Origin of the sequence: Hornefia butyriciproducens (genome assembly GCF_009695915.1) — a bacterium.
GTDB classification, from domain to species: Bacteria; Bacillota; Clostridia; order Peptostreptococcales; family Anaerovoracaceae; genus Aminicella; species Aminicella butyriciproducens.
Window position 1 is genome coordinate 231248 of record NZ_VUMZ01000003.1, and the last position, 14996, is coordinate 246243.

The window sequence follows — 14996 nt, forward strand, 5'->3', positions numbered from 1 at the left end:
TCACCTCCTTAAAATCGATCGAAATCTTCCTGTGTAGCAAGCTGCCTGTATTTCACGCCATCGTTTGTTTTCTCTGTCCAGATATCCAGTACCAGACCTACGGTCAGAAGATCGAGGTCTGATACTGATATCCCTATTTCTACGCAGCGCAGAAGGAACAGTGGCGTGGTCATTTCCCGCTCACTTCTGCTAATCCTTTTTTTGCTTCAACATCCGTGATCAGGTTTTCACCCCAGAGCGTCAGGATCTCCGGGAGCACCTGATAGATGGAGAACATATCAAACTGATCCAGCCATTCGTCGATGGTTTTCGGAATGGACGGATTAGCATGAAAGGCCATTATGTAGGCGACGTTTTCGAAGATCTCCAGATCATCGATTTCCAGATCGTCATCATCCTTGGCCTTTTTGCTGTATGCCTTCTCCAGCTTGGTCAGGTCTTTGAAGATGTCCCTTTTGAACTTGATGCGGTAGAGGCGAGGTATGGTCGCTGAAGACCGGAACTTCACCTCTTTGCCGCAGATATCAATTGTTTTCTCAATCATTGTTCTCCTCCTGTGTTGCTGCAGCAGAGATATACACCGACTGGTACCAGTTGTCATAGGTTGCCTGATCGGTTCCATCGCCGGTACGCGCTTTCACGAGGCCGTCAGCTCTCGGGTCGGCAGTGATGGAGAGTTTCTCCGTGCCCGGTTCGATGGTATCTTCCTTGGTTTCCGACTCAATGGACGGACGGGAAGAACTGCAGTTGTACAGCACGTGGCGGATCGCATTGACGTCGCCGTCAAACTCGAAGAGCAGAGCGAACTTCACGCTTTCCGCGTTGGTGTTCTTCTCGACAAGTACGCCGTTGGAGTCCAGCTCCTCCTGCAGGATCTCTGTCCTGAACCATTCCGGTACCAGCGCCATCTCAAGGTCGCCGGAGTATCCGTTGTTGGTCACAGAACGGAAATACACAATGCCGTCAGCATAGAACGGGCTGGTTTCACCCTCAGCGTCCAGCGCGATGGAAACAGCGCCGGGGATCGCTTTCGGTGTGCCGTAGGAAAAGGACTTCACACCATCTGTGACCGTCTCAGTCAGTTTGGCGGCATGAACGTTTTTCAGATTGTATTTGACTTTATTACCCATGTCTTAATCCTCCGTTTCGAATGAATAAAGAACCTCATATAGTTTCTCGGAGTCAATCCAGACCTCCGTTTTGTCATAAAAAATACCGTGCGCATCAAGCACGGTCTCGACGAGCGCCTCCACCTCCGGGTTCTTTTCGTCAGTGTAGAGCTCTATATGGACTTCCGTGATCCGGAAGTAAACCTTGCCATCCGCAGCGAAGTTGTCGCTTCCGGGCAGAAGGTAGGTGATGAATGGCGGATCTGGCGATTCACCCTCTGCGAAATGGTCATAGGCAGAAGGGATGTCGATCTCCGCCATCAGTTCTAACAGCTTATCCATGACGCAGACTCCTTATGATATTTTGTTCAAGCTCCTCGATGCCTTTCTGTTCGGCTGGCGCGATATGAGACCTTCCGGACACCCGGCCACCGCCGCGCTTGGCGTGGCCAAACTCCAGAAGGTGCGCCAGCTGATACCGGTTCCGGGAATAGACCGTGACCTCAAAGGCGTGGGAGTTCTGTTTGGTGTTCTTCACCGACCAGCTCTTGGCATAGGCTCCGGTGCGGCTTGGAGCACCAGCCCGGATTTCATTACGCACGGTGTTCCCGGTTTTCTGTACCGCAGCCTTCATTCCGAGTGTGCTGGTATCGGCATAATCCTCCAATTCCTTCATGACCTCATCGGCCAGCTGTTCAACCTTGATCTTCTTCATGACCGGCTCGCTTTCTGGCAGATGAGCTTTACTGCCTTATGCTTGAAATTCATATGGTCAATACCGAGAATGTTGTAGGCCTCATCGCGGAAGAAGACGCGGTAGCCAGTAGAGGTAAGGGCATCAACAGACCGGCAGTGGCGCACGGTGAAGTCGATCTTGGAATCATCCACGATCCGCCCAGCGTCTGTTTCTTCCTTCGGAGATTCGGAGCTTGCGGTCGCATAGCAGCTATAGTAGGGTACCCATGTGTTTTTGTGGTTGCCGTACTTATCTGTTATGACCTGATTCTTCTCGATGGTGATCCGGATGTTCAGTAATCCAATCTTCATCAGAAGGCCTCCTTCCGCATACCGAACAGAAGTGAGCGAAGCGTCATGGTAAGCTGATGGTGGTCGGCTTCCTCCCGGTGCTCATACATGTACCCGATGGAGTAGAGGATCGCGATCCGGGCTTCCCGGTGGTCGGCTTCAAATGTCTCCTCATCATCAATTCGCACAATGTCCATGCAGAGCTTTTGCGCCGCAGTGATCAGGTGCTCGATCAGAGTATTCTCGTCATCATGATCCACCCGGAGATATTCCTTTGCCTCTGCAAGTGTTACCAGCATACGTTTCACCTCATTTCTGAAAGGGCGATGCCGCGAATTGCAGCACCGCCCATATTATGATCAGTTGCCAGAAGAAGTACCCTTCAGCTTCAGAAGCTGCACGGCCTCCGGAAGGATCAGCTTTCCGTCGACTCTTTCTTTTGCGACATATCCGATCATGCCGTTTCCAGCAAAGAGCTCCTTGAGTTCCTGAAAACTTCTGGTACCACGGTCGCCGATGTTGTAGTACTTGAAGTCGCCGAATGCGATGAACGGCTTACCGGCAGCTGCAACAGGAGCGAAAGGGGAAGTCAGGCACTCATAACCGAGGAGTCTGTCCGGCTCACCGGCAACAAGGGCAGGCTGCCACATGTACTGGCCGTTCTCGTCCTTGAGCTTTCTGATGGATGCGATGGTCTGATCGTTCAGGATGAACTTGGCGTTCTTACGATACGGACGCTTCAGGGCATACACCAGATTGATGATGTCGTCGGACTCGACGGTTGTTTTCGCAGTGATCGTGTTTGCCTGCGCACCGCCGTTTTCGGCAAAGATGCCCAGAGGCTTACCGGAACCATCACCGTTCAGGAAGGCATCCTCCTCGGCGTTGGCCAGAGCGATACCGAACTGGTTGATGATGTAGTTCTCCAGCTGGAAGGCATTGTCGTAGAGCAGTTCCTCGGTGACCTTGATTGCTACGTGGAGCTTGTAGGCATCCAGCATGATCTGATCGAAGGTCGCATCACCGAAGGTCAGCGCTTCACCTTCCTCGATCCATGCCGCAGCAGGCTTGGTTGCTGCGATGTTGATCTTGTGCTGGCCGCTGGTTGTGATCGTGGTACCCAGCTTTCTCATGATGTTCTCCTCATTCAGGACGTCGATGAGCCTGTGGTCATATTCCTCTGGGACGAGGTAGCCGCCGTTCTCATCGATACCCTCCTGCAGAACATTGCTGATCTGACGGAAGTTGGTGCGCAGAGCCTGCAGCATGCCTTTCCTGTATTCGTCGGAGGCACGACCGGTTTTCTTTTCCGGTTCATTGGCAGGCTGATAAGGTCTGCCCGTGATCGGGGAGTTGACCGGCTGGGAGAGCTCATGCTCCATTGCTTCCTGTCTCTGCATTCTGGAGATTTCACGGCTCATGTCCATGATTTCCTTCTCCATCTTGTCGTAGGTGGCGGAATCCTCATCGGAGAGAGTTCCCTTGTCTGTTCTGTGGGACTCAGCAAAATCGCGAGCCGCCGCCAGTGCCTGATTTCTCTTCTGCATCAGTTCTAAAATAGTCATGGTAAAAATCCTCCTTCATTACATGAATTTTGAGATAGTGTCGAGTCGCTGCAGGATATCGTCGACTGAGCGACCGGGTTCTTCAGGAGCTTCCGGCTCCCTTTTCGGTATGTGATATTTGGCTTCCAGCTTGTTTACGAGGGCAGCGTTGACCGCCTTACGTGAGAACAGCAACGCTTCAGCAGGGTTGACTGCATCTTCCGGCGCATCTTCAGCACGCCTTAAGATGTCGTCCGCAAACCCAAGCTCCACAGCTTTGTTGGCGTCCATCCAAGTCTCTGCATCCATAAGGTGTGAGAGCTTGGCACGGGATAGGCCGGTCTTGATCTCGTAGCTGTTGATGATGGATTCTTTGACTTCATCCAGCATGGCCATTGCTTTTTCCATTTCGGTGTGGTCACCGAAGGCAATGGTCGCCGGGTTGTGGATCATCATCATGGAGACCGGGGACATGAGCACCTTCGTGCCTGCCATCGCAATGACGGAGGCAGCAGAGGCTGCAATGCCGTCGATCTTCACAGTGACGCCGCCCTTGTAATCCATCAGCATGTTATAGATCTGTGCTGCGGCCACGCAGTCACCGCCCGGAGAGTTGATCCAGACCGTGATGTCACCACTGCCGGAGTTTAATTCCTCCCTGAAAAGCTCCGGTGTGACATCATCGTCAAACCAGCTTTCTTCAGCGATGGTGCCATTCAGGAACAGCGTCCTTTCTGTCACCGGTTCCTGCGTTTCCTGATTCACTGCCGTTCTGTTTTTCCAGTTCCAGAACTTCTTCGTCTTCATTGGATTCTTCCTCCTTTCCAGCGGCAGACGAGGCCGCAAAAATACCCGCATCTTCGAGCTTGGTCATGTTTCCGTTGATGAGATATAGATCACCGCCGAGCTCGGCAGGGATGCGGTCAAGGTTCTCAAGCTCTCTGATGTCGTTGGCGCTCATCCAGCCGTTCTGCCTTGCGGTAGCGTAGCCATTCATACGGCTCTGGTAATCGCCGCGAAGGAGGCCGTCGACATTGAACTTGACGAAGTAGTGAGCTTTCTCATCCGGAGAGAGGAGGGAGCGGATAATGGCCTGCTCCCATCTGGCCACCCACGGGTCGAGGGTGTATTTCACAAACTCCAGTGATTGCTGCTCAATATTAGAAAAGCTCGACTTCTCCAGATCCCCGATCATGTGAGGGGGTATCCGGAAAATTCGAGCGATTTCATTGATCTGAAATTTCCGTGTTTCCAAAAATTGCGCCTGCTCCGGTGCGATGGAGATCGGCGTGTATTTCATGCCTTCTTCCAAAATCGCGACTTTCCCGGCATTCTGGCTTCCGGAGAAGCCCTTGTTCCAGCTCTCGCGCACCCGGTCGGGATCTTTCACTGTACCCGGATACTCTAAAAGGCCTCCCGGCGTTGCACCGTTTGAGAAGAACTTAGCGCCATACTCCTCGGTTGCGATGGCAAGGCCGATAGCATTCTTGGCCATTGCTATGGGTGAATAGCCCACAAGCCCATCAAACCCGAGGCCGGGTATGTGGAGCACATCGCTTGGCTGTAGGATCACGGTTCCGGTCTTCATGGTCGGAGCATCCTCGTTAGAGACCTGATAGCTGTAATAGAGCTTTCCGTGCTCGTCCCGGTCGACCGTCATTCGGTTTGGCATGAGAGGGTAAAGCCCGACGACCTCGCCGCGACCGTTCCGGATCACCTGCGCATAGGCATTGCCCCATAGGAGCAGATGTGTCATGAGTGTTTCCCGGAAGATGAAGGATGTCATTTCCGGATTCGGCTCGTCATGGAGCAGGAAATACAGTGGATGATCCAGCGCTTTTTCCTTGCCGCCTTTCTCGTTGTACTTGTACAGATGAAGCGGCAGACCGGCGATTGCCTCTGACAGGATGCGCACACAGGAGTAGACTGCTGTCATCTGCATGGCAGAGCGTTCCGTGACCGTCTTCCCGGAGGTGGTGCCGCCAAGAAAGAAGCGGTAGGCGCTGCCGGAGGTGGAGTCCGTTGGCTTATCCCTTGATCTGAAAATGCTTGATAAAAAACTCATCTGATACCTCCTCAAATGAAAAGGATGCCTCGGCTGTCATAGACCGATGCACCCGTATCGTTGCCACAGCGGATCGCACGATCCAGCGCCATGATGGTGGCGATGGCACCGTCAATCTTTTCTGTGGATTTTTCCTTATCTGCTTTGATGTTGCCAGCCGGGTCTGTACGGATGAAGATGTTGTCCATCATCCAGCGGAGCACCGGGTGGCCGCCGTGCGCAATTTTCTGTTCCAGCGTCAGCTTCATGAGCTCCTTGGTAGGTGGACTCATATCCTTAAAGCCCTGACCGAACGGCACGACCGTGAAGCCCATACCTTCGAGATTCTGTACCATCTGGACGGCTCCCCAGCGGTCGAATGCGATCTCCCGGATATTGAAGCGCTCACCGAGGTGTTCGATGAACTGCTCAATGAAGCCGTAGTGGACGACGTTGCCGTCCGTCGTAAAGAGATAGCCTTGCTTCTCCCACAGATCGTAAGGAACGTGGTCTCGCCGAACACGGATGTCCAGAGTATCCTCCGGCACCCAGAAGTATGGGAGTACGGCAAACTTATCGTCCTCATCTTCCGGAGGGAAGACCAGCACAAAGGCTGTGATGTCCGTAGTGGAGGAGAGGTCAAGGCCGCCGTAGCAGACCCGGCCTTCCAGCATCTTTTCATCAACCGGGAAGGCACATTTATCCCACTTGTCCATTGGCATCCAGCGGACGGACTGCTTCACCCATTGATTGAGGCGGAGCTGCCGGAAGGCATTCTCTTCACCGGGATTCTGCTTGGCAGAGTCGCAGGCTTCCTGTACCTTCTCGATATCCACCGTAATGCCCAGCGATGGATTCGCTTTTTCCCAGACCTTGGGATCAGTCCAGTCTTCATCCTCAGAAGCACCGTAGATCACCGGATAGAAGGTCTTGTCGATCTTACGTCCTTCAAGGATATCCAGCGCCTTCTGGTGTACTTCCCAGCAGATGGAGTTGGTGTTATCACCGGCTGTTGTGATCAAAAAGAAAAGCGGCTGCTTTCTCGCATCGCCGCTGCCTTTGGTCATAACATCGTATAGCTTCCTGTTCGGTTGTGTATGGAGCTCATCGAAGATGACTCCGTGTGTATTGAAACCGTGCTTGTTGGCCACATCCGCTGACAGGACTTTGTATTTGCTGTTGGTTGGATTGTAGACAATGGTACGTGTGGACTTGTTGATGGTAACGTGCCGTTCGAGAGCAGGGCAGAGCATCACCATATCCACAGCCACATCAAATACAATCTTGGCCTGATTGACATCAGCGGCACAGCCATAGACCTCGGCTCGCTGTTCGCCGTCCGCGCAGGTAAGGTACAGCGCGATGGCAGCAGCAAGCTCGGACTTTCCCATCTTCTTCGGGATCTCGACATAGGCCGTCGTAAACTGCCGGTAGCCGTTTGGCTTCAGTGTCCCGAACACGTCTCGCACGATCTGCTCCTGCCAATCGATCAGTTCAAAGGGCTTTTTATACCATTCACCCTTGGTGTGCTGAAGGCTCTCGATAAAGGCAACAGCAAAGTCAGCGGCGTACTCGTCATAGTAGGAATCCTCTGCCATGAAGTGCGTCGGTGTATAATTTTCAAGTTTTCTGATAGGTCATCACCTCCAAAAGGGCATAAAAAATAGCCGCCATGTGCGACTTCCCTGTACGAGATACAGCCCCAGCCGGGCTGCTCTCTGGTGTTCTCAGTTTTGTTATGCTTTACAGTGTGAAGTGAATGCCAAGAATCTCTTCGTCCCGGTATTCTCCGAAGCGGCGCTCGCGCCTTGTGATTGTTGTCAGGCCTGTCATGGTGCAACCTGCTTTGGCAAAGCCGTGGAGGTTTTCCATCACCGCTGTGCTCTGGTTGGTGTAGATGAAGCTATCGAATCCGGCCTTCCGAAGGGCGTCCACAAAGTCGTCAACCTCGCGATCCCAGAGGAAGTCGTTCATCTCAATCTCATCTTCACCATGTTCCAGTGTGTTTGTAAAAGCGCGGTAGGCTTTGCAGGCTCCCTGCGGAATCGGGTAGGTGGCTGCCTGATCCTCTTCGTACCAAGCCTTGAGCTCCTCCGAGTCCCATCCGTAGGCCTCGAGAATCTGGGCTTTGCGATCCTTGCGCTCAGCCTTTTCCTGTTCCCATTTTTCTGCGATCTGTCTCAGGTTTTCAAAGTATGCGTTGTTTGTCTTCATCATGATTCTTGCCTCCTTACTGCTGCATCGCCCATGCCATCGCGTGCCCGTCGTCTTCGAATTCGACCTCGCTGACTGCTCTCAGGCCGATCGTTCCTTCGCAGGTGGTGTCGTCTGTGAGGAATTCGTAGGTTGCTCCGAAGTAGGAAGGCTGGCCTTTGCCGTTGTAGTAGTATCCGGCAATGATCACCTTGTCTCCGAAGTTCAGGAGCTTGCTCCAGCGGCATTCGAGGTCTTCCGGGGTGGTTGGGTTTGGCAGTCTGTATTTTCTGGTTCCTTCGTTGATTGTCATTTTCGCTTTCCTCCTTGTCTTTTGGTATGTGTATATTCGCTCTACTCGGAGGATATAGCAAGTCATTTCTGCTATAATTTCACATCTTTTTTAACGACCAAAAGAGCCTGCTGGCTCCCTTGGTTTGAGGTCTATTCCTCGCCCGTCATGATGAAGTTTGCATACTCTTTTTTGTGGTCTGTAAGCCAGTCCACCAGTTCGTAATACCCGAGGTCAAAGGCGATCCTCTGGACTGCCGGGACATCAAACATGTTGGTAAGGCCGGTGTCCCGGACGGCGAGGATCTGCTCGCGGATCATGTTAGTCATTCGCGTCCACCACCTTTCTGACCACATCGACTCCGTAGATCACATTCAGGCCGGAGCCGTTATCCCAGCGTACCATCAGGCTTCCGGTATCATCGATTCCGGTTACCGTGCCACAGGTACCTGCAGGTGGTGCCTGAACATCATCCATCTGGATGAGCTCGACGCGTGTACCGGCAGGGTAGGTCTCACGTAGGTGCCTTAGTTGTTCTGGTCTGATCATCCTCATGCCTGCACCTCCTTTGTCGGTGTGCCGCTTTTCCATGCGGAGCTTCCGGAGAAGTTCTGCAGCAGGATCTTTCGGCTCTGCTTATAATCGTCGCCAATGAATCCGAGACGGAGGAGGAAGCAGCGGAATGCGTACTTCTCATTCTCGACCGGCTTGTCTTTCCCAGTGACGCGCTTGGCTTCCTTTGCCATGCGGCAGAGGGCTGTCACGAAATCCATGTAGGCCTTGATCTCTTCCGGGGTTGTGTCTGCCTTGAACCAAGGGAAGTCGAGCTTGCCGTCTTTCTCGCCAACTACGAGGCTGTCTGTTCCGATGGCCTTTTTGATCAGGCTTTCTTTGGATTCGATTAGGGCTTCCAGTCTGGAAATCTCATCGCCGGTCATCATCGGCATCTGGATCGCAAGCCCGGTGCCTTCGTATTCCTCGCCCTCATCCGGGGTGAAGCCTGCGTCGGCGATGGCGTTGAAAACTCTCTCGACCTCGTCGCTATAGTTCTCGTCGTCAAAGACCAGAGCGCCTTCGCGGTCGACCGTGAAGTAGTCCATCTGGTAGGAGAAGGTCGGTGCACCCTGATAAATGGCATCGACTCCGATTTCCTTGGCGATGACCTCGGCCAGCCTTTTTCTTTCTTTTCCGTTTACTCTGTAATGTACGATCATTTTTGAATCCTCCTTTGCTTTCTGTGCTTTTTCGGTAGTACATATATCACTCTAAAAGCCAGTAATAGCAAGTCTTTTATCGATATATCTGTACTATTTTTCAGGAGAATTTTCACCTGTATTGATCTCATCAAAACGGTAGGTGAGCCCATCCCTTAAGACGGTAACTCCCTCGGCTGATCCGACCTGATCGATATAGCGTTTTACAATCACATCACAGAACTTTTCATCAAGCTCAACAGTATAGCAGATGCGCCCGGTCTGCTCGCAGGCAATGAGTGTGCTGCCGGAGCCGCCGAACGGATCAAGCACAAGGCATCCGGTCATAGTTGAGTTCATAATCGGGTAGGCCACAAGAGCCACCGGCTTCATGGTCGGGTGATCTGCATTCTTCTTCGGCTTATCAAATTCCCAGATCGTGGATTCTTTTCTTCCGGTATACCACTGATGCTTGCCTTTCTTCTTCCAGCCAAAGAGCACCGGTTCGTGCTGCCACTGGTACGGGCTTCTTCCGAGCACCAGCGACTGCTTCTTCCAGATGCAGCAGCCGGAAAGATAAAAGCCTGCCTCCTCAAAGGCCTTACGGAAGGCAAGACCGTGGGAGTCGGAGTGGAAGACGTATATGCTGGCGTCGTCTGTCATGCACTCATACATTTGGCTGTAGGCAGCGAGCAGGAACTGCTCAAACTGATCCTCGGCCATCTTGTCGTTTTTGATCTTTCCGGCAGTGCCTTTGTAGTCTACGTTGTACGGAGGGTCTGTCACGACCAGCTGTGCCTTCTTTCCGTTCATCAAAAGCACATAGGTTTCCGGCTTGGTGGAGTCGCCGCAAAGCAGGCGGTGCTCGCCAAGCATCCAAAGGTCGCCAGCTTTGGAGAAGACCGGCTTATGAAGCTCAGCCTCGACATCAAAGTCGTCCTCCTTAACGCCGTCTTTTACATCGTCACGGAACAGGTCGTCCAGTTCCTCCGGATCAAAACCGGTGAGGGAGACGTCAAAGTCAGCACCCTGCAGATCTGCGATCACAAGAGCCAGTTTGTCCGTATCCCATTCGCCGCTGATCTTGTTCAGGGCGATGTTTAGCGCTTTTTCTTTTTCCGTGTTCATATCGACGACAACAACATCAACCTCGGTTATGCCGGAGTCGATGAGCACCTTCAGGCGCTGGTGGCCGCCGACCACGCGACCGGTCTGTTTATTCCAGATGACCGGTTCCACATAGCCAAACTGCTCAATGGAGCGTTTCAGCTTTTCATATTCTGGATCTCCGGGCTGCAGATCCTTACGGGGATTGTAGTCAGCCGGGAGTAAGTCTTTCACATTTTTCTTTTCTATATTCATACGAGACCCCACTCAGCGAACTTCTCGAATCCGCCAATATCGCGGATGTAGTTTCTCGCTGTTTCTACTATGTCGATATACGGAATACCATCAACGGACTCATCCCCGATGGCACAGCAAAGGGTGACCGGCTGTCCGGCTTCCTGCGCTTTGAGCCATGCGTAGATGTTTACACTGACATCTGCTTTGGACAGATCCTTTCCGTGCAGGCCGCCGCCAGTCACGGAGTCGGCCATATCTGATCCGAGTTTTCTGTTAGTAGCGCCGGAGTCCACGTCCGTGCCGCCAGTCCAGTCCCCGAGAGGATTGATCTCGGCAGTGGGGTAGGAAGCTGCAATATCATCTGAGGCTGCGTTGCTCTGGCAGATGATCAGCCGGGCTTCATCAATAATGTATTTGCCGTCACAGCCGTACTTCTCATACAGATCCCTTGCGATCCGGGAGAGGACTTTCTGCTCATCGGTTACCGGGACGCCTTTGAAGATCCCGTTGTCACCACAGCGGATACCGTTCTTCTGGTTATCCGACAGGTGCTGATCCTGCGGCACCTCACAGTAATCGACAGCAAGGCTACCTGTGATGCGGCTTACGATTACAGCTGCCTCATCAGGGGAGATGCTAACTGATGTCTCAGCAATGATGTGGCAGGTTCCGTGACCGATCAGGACTTCGACAGCGATCCTCGGATCGGATTCTTTTTCATAAGCCAGATCCACGAGGGCACCGGCGATGCGGTCAGCCACTTTGTCCGGGTGAGCCGGATTCACTTTTTCAAACATAATCATTCCTCCGATTCTTACATTTCTCCGCGCCTCGCCCTGAGCAGCCGTTCCATCACATCATCCTGCGGACTCATGCCGGTGTACTCCGAGGCGCAATTTTCTTTCACGATCTGGTAGATTTCCATCCAGAGCCGGTTAGTCTGGCTCATGTAGTTCTGTCCCATTGCAACATATGGACTCTGGATCGCGTTTCCCGTGGTGGGGTGCTTGGCAAGGAAGCCAAACTCCGTCACGGCCTCCTCGCATTGAATCCACCTTGCACAGCTCATGGCGTAGCGCTCAAGTAGCTGTGGGGAAACTAAAGAGGAGCAGCCGCGTTCATGCAGCCACTCCCATGTAATTTTGTAGATTGCTGCCGCCTGCAGCTTCTTCCCATCTTTTTGTTTCGCAGACAGGAGCTTTGACGGCTTGGGCATCGGTTGACCTTCCAAATCGGCTGCGTGCGAATCGAAGTCGATGACAGTCAGCGTTCTCTTGCCCGGATTGCCTTCATTGATCTTGTCGACCAAGGGCTTCTTTTTGGCTCCGGCACCCATCCGGGCACCGCCACGGTTGGTACCGTCCTTAGCCATGATAATCACCTCACATTTCTGGGGTATATTCCCCGTTTGAAACCGCGCACGCGCACACGTGACCCCACGCCCGTTCCACGGGGCATAGGCTGTAGAGATTCAGACCGCCCCTACCCATCGGAGTGGGTGTGCCAGCGGTCGCCTCTCTCGGCATGGATCTTTGCATGGCATGCCGTACATAAACTCATCAGGTTCTCATCATTATGGCTGCCTCCTTCGGACAGCGGTTTGATGTGGTGCACCTGCTCAGCCTTTACGTACCGTCCTTCCGCAAGGCATCGCTCGCAGAGAGGGTGGGCATGAATATAACGGTCGCGGATTCGTTTCCAAGCACGACCGTACCTTCGCTTGGAAGTCTTGTCACGGTCGTACTTCTCGTAGCGTCGTTGCTCCTGCCGTTCGTGCTCTGGACAGAAGCGTCCGTCTGTCAGGTTGGGACAGCCGGGGAAGGAGCAGGGACGCTTTGGTTTCCTTGGCACCTTGCGTCACCTCCGTTCATAAGAAAAGCCCTGCAGGGTTTACGTCCTGCAAGGCTCGTCCGTTGTTTCATCTTGTCCATCATAACAATATCATAAAAGGAAACTCTCATTCACTCTCATTTACTCTCATGATGGCAGAAACTTTAGAAAGTGCCTGATCGTGCATCCGGAAGATATGCTGGATGCTGTAATGCATGTCGACCGCAATCTTCTCCCACGAGAGGAAGCAGAGGTACCGCTTCTCCAGCAGGGTTTGCAGTTCGACGTCGGACACGGAATGTATCGTCTGCATGATCTCTTTCTTCAGTTCCACCAGATCCTCCACGTCACGCTTTAAGCTGTCCTCGACCTCGATGATCTTAAGCACCGCACGTTCTACCTTTGAGCCGCCGCGATTCGGGTTTCTCGGCATGTCGCTGTAGACAGTGGTGCAGGAGGTAGCCAGATCGTTCAGTGATTCAATCTGCTGGAGCTTGGACTTGATACGCATGTCCAGTGTCCGTGCCTGTGATAAATATTCTTTTGCTGTCATTTATCTTTCTCCTTCCGCAGCCTTCTGATGAGATACTCCGGATCAACGTCCGTCAGAACACCAAACCAGTCGGAGCGGAAGAAGCGCTCGATCTCGGCGAGCTCTGCCTCGTCGTCAGTCAGCCGGTAATCCTTCACGGCCTGCAGCACGATGGCATTCGCCAGATTCTCGTATGGGTTCAAAGTCTCACCTCCGATTTGTAACGTCCTCGGGTTGACTCTGATTGACTCGTGTTTACAGTGATTGTCACTTGGACAGCTCCGCCTTGACCGCAGCGATCAGGCTGTCCTGTATTTTCTCTTTTGACTGCAGGGCTTTCAGCACCCGGCCATCGACCGTATCATCCGTAATGATGTGGTGGATCACGACGGTGTCCTGCTGTCCCTGTCTCCACAGACGGGCATTGGTCTGCTGATACAGTTCCAGCGACCACGTGAGGCCGAACCAGATAAGGGTGGAGCCTCCGGTCTGCAGGTTGAGTCCGTGCCCGGCTGAGGCAGGGTGGATCACAGCAACCGGGATCTTTCCTGCATTCCATTCGCGGATGTCGGAAGATGATTTTATCTCCCTGACCTTGAACCGGGACTTGATGCGCTCAAGATCGTGCTTGAACCAGTAGGCCACCAGCACCGGTTTGCCGTTGGCGCCTTCGATCAAATCTTCCAGTGCATCCAGCTTCCGGTCATGGATATGGATGTGGTCGCCGTCATCGTCATAGATCGCACCGTTGGCCATCTGCAGGAGCTTCCCGGTGAGGGCTGCGGCGTTGGCCACTGTGATTTCCTTCTCCGGAAGCTGCAGCACCAGTGTCTGCTTCAGTTCGTCGTAGTGCTCACGCTCATCATCGGAAAGCTCCACGGTGTGCGTGTTCATCACAAGCTCCGGCATCTTCAGATGATCGGTTGCCTTCATGGAAATGGTGATGTCAGAGATCTGTTTATAGATCGCCTTATCCGCACCGGGCAGGAGTTTGTATGAGTAGATGATCTGGCCGTTGCGCTTGTCCGGTCTGAAATAGTTGTTACGGTACATTCCGATAAAGCGCCCGAGCCGCTGCCCCATATCCAGCACCTTAAACTCTGCCCAGAGATCCATCAGACCGTTCGCGGAAGGGGTGCCGGTCAAACCGACGATCCGCTTGATCCGTGGCCGCACCTTCATCAGAGCCTTAAAGCGTTTTGATTGGTGGTTCTTAAAGGAGGAGAGCTCATCCACAATGACCGTATCGAAGGTGAACGGGATGCCGCTTTGCTCGACCAGCCACTGGACATTCTCGCGGTTGATGATATAGATATCCGCATCTCGCATCAGGGCAGCCTTCCGGTCTTTCTCGGAACCGACAGCGACGGAATAGGTCAGCATGCTCAGGTGATCCCATTTTTCGATCTCCGCAGGCCATGTGTCCCGTGCTACCCTAAGAGGTGCGATCACCAGTATGCGGTGAGCTTCGAAGCTGTCAAACAGCAGGTCAAGAAGTGCGGTCAGGCTGATAGCCGTCTTGCCTAAGCCCATATCCAGCAGCACGGCAGCAACCGGGTGGGATTTGATATATTCGGTTGCATACTGCTGATAATCATGTGGTACATATTTCATCAAGGATTCCTCCGATCTGGTCTTTGTCATCAAGGGTGTAAACGGAAAAGCCAAGCTCGCGTAGTTTTTTGTGTCTGGCTTCCTGCAGCGGTCTTGGTTTCTTACCCGGAGCCTTGACCTCCACAAAGGCCAGCCGTCCGCCCGGCATCAGTACGATACGATCAGGCATGCCGTCCAAGCCCGGGCTTACAAACTTGGGAGCCAGACCGCCGCGTTTCTTTACTGCATCAGCCAGTTTCTTTTCGATTGATTTTTCAAGCATTGTGCCTTCCTTT

Annotated in this window: 24 protein-coding genes; all 24 read right to left on the minus strand. The window is 53.0% G+C overall.

What is annotated here, in order from left to right:
* Positions 1 to 8 precede the first annotated feature (8 nt).
* The 24 genes from FYJ64_RS11330 to FYJ64_RS04940 all read right to left on the minus strand — a co-directional run bounded on the left by FYJ64_RS11330 (position 9) and on the right by FYJ64_RS04940 (position 14983).
* Positions 9 to 173 carry a hypothetical protein gene (locus tag FYJ64_RS11330; RefSeq protein ID WP_206045544.1) on the minus strand — a complete coding sequence of 55 codons (165 nt, stop codon included), beginning with the start codon at positions 171 to 173 and terminating at the stop codon, positions 9 to 11.
* On the minus strand, positions 170 to 544 hold the full coding sequence (locus tag FYJ64_RS04830) for a hypothetical protein (RefSeq protein ID WP_154574082.1): 375 nt from the start codon (positions 542 to 544) through the stop codon (positions 170 to 172). The genes FYJ64_RS11330 and FYJ64_RS04830 overlap by 4 nt, the downstream gene beginning before the upstream one ends.
* A complete protein-coding gene (locus FYJ64_RS04835; protein ID WP_035643367.1) occupies positions 537 to 1130 on the minus strand; it encodes a major tail protein in 594 nt (197 codons plus the stop codon). Before FYJ64_RS04835 ends, FYJ64_RS04830 begins: the two co-directional genes overlap by 8 nt.
* A gap of 3 nt (positions 1131 to 1133) precedes the next feature.
* A complete protein-coding gene (locus FYJ64_RS04840) occupies positions 1134 to 1451 on the minus strand; it encodes a hypothetical protein (RefSeq protein WP_154574083.1) in 318 nt (105 codons plus the stop codon).
* The gene (locus FYJ64_RS04845) at positions 1444 to 1824 is read right to left on the minus strand and encodes an HK97 gp10 family phage protein (protein WP_154574084.1); all 381 of its coding nucleotides are present in this window, start codon (positions 1822 to 1824) and stop codon (positions 1444 to 1446) included. Before FYJ64_RS04845 ends, FYJ64_RS04840 begins: the two co-directional genes overlap by 8 nt.
* Entirely contained in the window at positions 1821 to 2156 is a 336-nt protein-coding gene (locus FYJ64_RS04850; RefSeq protein ID WP_154574085.1) for a phage head closure protein, read from the minus strand. Before FYJ64_RS04850 ends, FYJ64_RS04845 begins: the two co-directional genes overlap by 4 nt.
* Positions 2156 to 2434, minus strand: a complete 279-nt coding sequence (locus FYJ64_RS04855; RefSeq protein ID WP_154574086.1) for a head-tail connector protein — start codon at positions 2432 to 2434, stop codon at positions 2156 to 2158. The genes FYJ64_RS04850 and FYJ64_RS04855 overlap by 1 nt, the downstream gene beginning before the upstream one ends.
* Positions 2435 to 2494: 60 nt before the next feature.
* Positions 2495 to 3700 carry a phage major capsid protein gene (locus FYJ64_RS04860; RefSeq protein ID WP_154574087.1) on the minus strand — a complete coding sequence of 402 codons (1206 nt, stop codon included), beginning with the start codon at positions 3698 to 3700 and terminating at the stop codon, positions 2495 to 2497.
* Between the two features lie 18 nt (positions 3701 to 3718).
* Entirely contained in the window at positions 3719 to 4486 is a 768-nt protein-coding gene (locus FYJ64_RS04865; RefSeq protein ID WP_154574088.1) for a head maturation protease, ClpP-related, read from the minus strand.
* Complete coding sequence (locus FYJ64_RS04870; protein WP_035643354.1) at positions 4380 to 5744, minus strand: phage portal protein; 1365 nt, start codon at positions 5742 to 5744, stop codon at positions 4380 to 4382. Before FYJ64_RS04870 ends, FYJ64_RS04865 begins: the two co-directional genes overlap by 107 nt.
* Before the next feature lie 11 nt (positions 5745 to 5755).
* On the minus strand, positions 5756 to 7321 hold the full coding sequence (locus FYJ64_RS04875; protein ID WP_035643353.1) for a terminase TerL endonuclease subunit: 1566 nt from the start codon (positions 7319 to 7321) through the stop codon (positions 5756 to 5758).
* A gap of 145 nt (positions 7322 to 7466) precedes the next feature.
* Positions 7467 to 7940 carry a DUF7698 family protein gene (locus FYJ64_RS04880; RefSeq protein ID WP_154574089.1) on the minus strand — a complete coding sequence of 158 codons (474 nt, stop codon included), beginning with the start codon at positions 7938 to 7940 and terminating at the stop codon, positions 7467 to 7469.
* A gap of 13 nt (positions 7941 to 7953) precedes the next feature.
* The gene (locus FYJ64_RS04885) at positions 7954 to 8229 is read right to left on the minus strand and encodes an Nmad4 family putative nucleotide modification protein (protein ID WP_035643350.1); all 276 of its coding nucleotides are present in this window, start codon (positions 8227 to 8229) and stop codon (positions 7954 to 7956) included.
* Positions 8230 to 8360: 131 nt separating this feature from the next.
* Positions 8361 to 8537, minus strand: coding sequence for a DUF5049 domain-containing protein (locus tag FYJ64_RS04890; protein WP_154574090.1), 177 nt, complete (start codon positions 8535 to 8537; stop codon positions 8361 to 8363).
* A complete protein-coding gene (locus FYJ64_RS04895) occupies positions 8530 to 8763 on the minus strand; it encodes a DUF4314 domain-containing protein (protein WP_154574091.1) in 234 nt (77 codons plus the stop codon). Before FYJ64_RS04895 ends, FYJ64_RS04890 begins: the two co-directional genes overlap by 8 nt.
* Positions 8760 to 9422, minus strand: a complete 663-nt coding sequence (locus tag FYJ64_RS04900; RefSeq protein WP_154574092.1) for a virulence protein — start codon at positions 9420 to 9422, stop codon at positions 8760 to 8762. The genes FYJ64_RS04895 and FYJ64_RS04900 overlap by 4 nt, the downstream gene beginning before the upstream one ends.
* A gap of 93 nt (positions 9423 to 9515) precedes the next feature.
* A complete protein-coding gene (locus FYJ64_RS04905; RefSeq protein ID WP_154574093.1) occupies positions 9516 to 10763 on the minus strand; it encodes a site-specific DNA-methyltransferase in 1248 nt (415 codons plus the stop codon).
* Complete coding sequence (locus FYJ64_RS04910; protein ID WP_154574094.1) at positions 10760 to 11542, minus strand: S-adenosylmethionine synthetase N-terminal domain-containing protein; 783 nt, start codon at positions 11540 to 11542, stop codon at positions 10760 to 10762. Before FYJ64_RS04910 ends, FYJ64_RS04905 begins: the two co-directional genes overlap by 4 nt.
* A 17-nt stretch (positions 11543 to 11559) precedes the next feature.
* Complete coding sequence (locus FYJ64_RS04915) at positions 11560 to 12117, minus strand: P27 family phage terminase small subunit (protein ID WP_035643342.1); 558 nt, start codon at positions 12115 to 12117, stop codon at positions 11560 to 11562.
* Positions 12118 to 12227: 110 nt separating this feature from the next.
* On the minus strand, positions 12228 to 12596 hold the full coding sequence (locus tag FYJ64_RS04920) for an HNH endonuclease (protein ID WP_328596986.1): 369 nt from the start codon (positions 12594 to 12596) through the stop codon (positions 12228 to 12230).
* A gap of 106 nt (positions 12597 to 12702) precedes the next feature.
* Positions 12703 to 13128 carry a hypothetical protein gene (locus FYJ64_RS04925; RefSeq protein ID WP_154574095.1) on the minus strand — a complete coding sequence of 142 codons (426 nt, stop codon included), beginning with the start codon at positions 13126 to 13128 and terminating at the stop codon, positions 12703 to 12705.
* The gene (locus FYJ64_RS04930) at positions 13125 to 13310 is read right to left on the minus strand and encodes a hypothetical protein (RefSeq protein WP_154574096.1); all 186 of its coding nucleotides are present in this window, start codon (positions 13308 to 13310) and stop codon (positions 13125 to 13127) included. The genes FYJ64_RS04925 and FYJ64_RS04930 overlap by 4 nt, the downstream gene beginning before the upstream one ends.
* Before the next feature lie 64 nt (positions 13311 to 13374).
* Positions 13375 to 14721, minus strand: coding sequence for an SNF2-related protein (locus tag FYJ64_RS04935; protein ID WP_154574097.1), 1347 nt, complete (start codon positions 14719 to 14721; stop codon positions 13375 to 13377).
* The gene (locus FYJ64_RS04940; RefSeq protein WP_035643336.1) at positions 14702 to 14983 is read right to left on the minus strand and encodes a VRR-NUC domain-containing protein; all 282 of its coding nucleotides are present in this window, start codon (positions 14981 to 14983) and stop codon (positions 14702 to 14704) included. Before FYJ64_RS04940 ends, FYJ64_RS04935 begins: the two co-directional genes overlap by 20 nt.
* Positions 14984 to 14996: the final 13 nt, after the last annotated feature.

What these genes read in the sequence shown, in the direction of transcription:
- FYJ64_RS04865 (WP_154574088.1), bottom strand. Translation starts at nt 4,486, where the DNA reads ATGAAGACGAAGAAGTTCTGGAACTGGAAAAACAGAACGGCAGTGAAT.
- FYJ64_RS04860 (WP_154574087.1), bottom strand. Translation starts at nt 3,700, where the DNA reads ATGACTATTTTAGAACTGATGCAGAAGAGAAATCAGGCACTGGCGGCG.
- FYJ64_RS04880 (WP_154574089.1), bottom strand. Translation starts at nt 7,940, where the DNA reads ATGATGAAGACAAACAACGCATACTTTGAAAACCTGAGACAGATCGCA.
- FYJ64_RS04910 (WP_154574094.1), bottom strand. Translation starts at nt 11,542, where the DNA reads ATGTTTGAAAAAGTGAATCCGGCTCACCCGGACAAAGTGGCTGACCGC.
- FYJ64_RS04895 (WP_154574091.1), bottom strand. Translation starts at nt 8,763, where the DNA reads ATGAGGATGATCAGACCAGAACAACTAAGGCACCTACGTGAGACCTAC.
- FYJ64_RS04840 (WP_154574083.1), bottom strand. Translation starts at nt 1,451, where the DNA reads ATGGATAAGCTGTTAGAACTGATGGCGGAGATCGACATCCCTTCTGCC.
- FYJ64_RS04900 (WP_154574092.1), bottom strand. Translation starts at nt 9,422, where the DNA reads ATGATCGTACATTACAGAGTAAACGGAAAAGAAAGAAAAAGGCTGGCC.
- FYJ64_RS04905 (WP_154574093.1), bottom strand. Translation starts at nt 10,763, where the DNA reads ATGAATATAGAAAAGAAAAATGTGAAAGACTTACTCCCGGCTGACTAC.
- FYJ64_RS04845 (WP_154574084.1), bottom strand. Translation starts at nt 1,824, where the DNA reads ATGAAGAAGATCAAGGTTGAACAGCTGGCCGATGAGGTCATGAAGGAA.
- FYJ64_RS04875 (WP_035643353.1), bottom strand. Translation starts at nt 7,321, where the DNA reads ATGGCAGAGGATTCCTACTATGACGAGTACGCCGCTGACTTTGCTGTT.
- FYJ64_RS04850 (WP_154574085.1), bottom strand. Translation starts at nt 2,156, where the DNA reads ATGAAGATTGGATTACTGAACATCCGGATCACCATCGAGAAGAATCAG.
- FYJ64_RS04870 (WP_035643354.1), bottom strand. Translation starts at nt 5,744, where the DNA reads ATGAGTTTTTTATCAAGCATTTTCAGATCAAGGGATAAGCCAACGGAC.
- FYJ64_RS11330 (WP_206045544.1), bottom strand. Translation starts at nt 173, where the DNA reads ATGACCACGCCACTGTTCCTTCTGCGCTGCGTAGAAATAGGGATATCA.
- FYJ64_RS04935 (WP_154574097.1), bottom strand. Translation starts at nt 14,721, where the DNA reads ATGAAATATGTACCACATGATTATCAGCAGTATGCAACCGAATATATC.
- FYJ64_RS04830 (WP_154574082.1), bottom strand. Translation starts at nt 544, where the DNA reads ATGATTGAGAAAACAATTGATATCTGCGGCAAAGAGGTGAAGTTCCGG.
- FYJ64_RS04890 (WP_154574090.1), bottom strand. Translation starts at nt 8,537, where the DNA reads ATGACTAACATGATCCGCGAGCAGATCCTCGCCGTCCGGGACACCGGC.
- FYJ64_RS04835 (WP_035643367.1), bottom strand. Translation starts at nt 1,130, where the DNA reads ATGGGTAATAAAGTCAAATACAATCTGAAAAACGTTCATGCCGCCAAA.
- FYJ64_RS04855 (WP_154574086.1), bottom strand. Translation starts at nt 2,434, where the DNA reads ATGCTGGTAACACTTGCAGAGGCAAAGGAATATCTCCGGGTGGATCAT.
- FYJ64_RS04925 (WP_154574095.1), bottom strand. Translation starts at nt 13,128, where the DNA reads ATGACAGCAAAAGAATATTTATCACAGGCACGGACACTGGACATGCGT.
- FYJ64_RS04940 (WP_035643336.1), bottom strand. Translation starts at nt 14,983, where the DNA reads ATGCTTGAAAAATCAATCGAAAAGAAACTGGCTGATGCAGTAAAGAAA.
- FYJ64_RS04885 (WP_035643350.1), bottom strand. Translation starts at nt 8,229, where the DNA reads ATGACAATCAACGAAGGAACCAGAAAATACAGACTGCCAAACCCAACC.
- FYJ64_RS04915 (WP_035643342.1), bottom strand. Translation starts at nt 12,117, where the DNA reads ATGGCTAAGGACGGTACCAACCGTGGCGGTGCCCGGATGGGTGCCGGA.